The 1,531-nt window shown below is 40.9% G+C and carries 1 protein-coding gene and 1 pseudogene; both read left to right on the top strand.

Going from position 1 to position 1,531, the window contains the following annotated elements:
• A pseudogene (locus A5844_RS14810) lies at positions 1–132 on the top strand (BspA family leucine-rich repeat surface protein); the annotation flags it as partial.
• A gap of 12 nt (positions 133–144) precedes the next feature.
• Positions 145–1,531 (top strand): BspA family leucine-rich repeat surface protein (locus A5844_RS14275; protein WP_256924543.1); only part of this gene is annotated, 1,387 nt, incomplete at its 3' end.

The raw sequence follows: 1,531 nt of genomic DNA, 5'->3' as shown, positions 1-1,531 counted from the left end.
GATGTTTCTAAGTGGAATACAAGTAATGTCACTACTGTGTCTTACATGTTCTATAATGCCTCAAAATTAGCACGTCTTGATTTGTCTAACTGGGACATGAGTAAAGTTACTTCTAAGACTCAGACGCTGTCGGGGTTGACATCTTTGAAAGAGTTGAAGTTAGGATCTAAAACTCAAATTGATAGTACCAGTCTTCCGGCTATTCCATCTAATGAAACCTACAGCGGTAAATGGCAAAATGTTGGCTCAGGTACGGTTGATGCGCCTAAGGGCTCAAATATTTGGACATCTGAGGAATTCATGGCGAACTACGACGGGACTCAACATGCGGATACTTATGTTTGGCAATCTAAAGCATTAATCTTTGGCGGTGTCACTTATGATTATGATGCTACATCAGGTGTTCTCACCTTGACAGATGGTACAGTAAGCAATGCTTCAGATTGGGCATCGGTAACGAAGGCTGATGTGAAGAAAATCGCCTTTAGTGGAGATGTGAGTGTTGCCCCCAACACATCCTTATCGAATATGTTCGCGAATATGACCAATCTCACTACGATTGAGGATGCGGGTAGGTTGGATATCAGTAGTGCCACTAATATGGGTTCTATGTTTTATGGTGTCTCAAGTTTGACGAGTGTCGATGTTTCCAAGTGGAATACAAGTAATGTCACTGATATGTCTAATATGTTCAGAGGCGCTTCAAGTTTGACGAGTGTTGATGTTTCTAAGTGGAATACAAGTAATGTCACTACTGTGTCTTACATGTTCTATAATGCCTCAAAATTAATACGTCTTGATATGTCTAACTGGGACATGAGTAAAGTTACTTTTAAGACTCAGACGTTGAGTGGTTTAACATCTTTGAAAGAGTTGAAGTTAGGATCTAAAACTCAAATTGATAGCACCAGTCTTCCGGCTGTCCCATCTAATGAAACCTACAGCGGTAAATGGCAAAATGTTGGCTCAGGTACGGTTGATGCGCCTAAGGGCTCAAACATTTGGACATCTGAGGAGTTCATGGCGAACTACGACGGGACTCAACATGCGGATACTTATGTTTGGCAATCTAAAGCATTAATCTTTGGTGGTGTCAGTTATGATTATAATGCTACATCAGCTGTCCTCACCTTAACAGGAGGTACAGTAAGCAATGCTTCAGATTGGGCATCGGTAACGAAGGCTGATGTGAAGAAAATCGTCTTTAGTGGAGATGTGGATGTTGCACCCAACACATCCTTACAGGATCTCTTTGCTAGTATGACCAATCTCACTGTTATTGAGAATGCGGACAAGTTGAATACAAGTAATGCTACTAATATGAGGGGTATATTCTATGAAGATTTAAACTTAGCGAGTGTCGATGTTTCTTCTTGGGATACCAGTGATGTCACTGATATGCGATATATGTTCCAAGGCGCCATAAAATTAACGCATCTTGATCTCTCTTTCTGGGACATGAGTAAAGTAACCACTAGGACTGATATGCTTAAGGGCTTGACAGCTCTTAAAGAACTGAAGTTAGGATCTA

It is taken from the genome of Candidatus Enterococcus wittei (assembly GCF_002140175.1).
In the GTDB taxonomy this organism is placed as follows: domain Bacteria; phylum Bacillota; class Bacilli; order Lactobacillales; family Enterococcaceae; genus Enterococcus_B; species Enterococcus_B wittei.
Note: the sequence above shows the minus strand (reverse complement) of the source record. Positions and strands in the feature narration are given on the sequence as shown.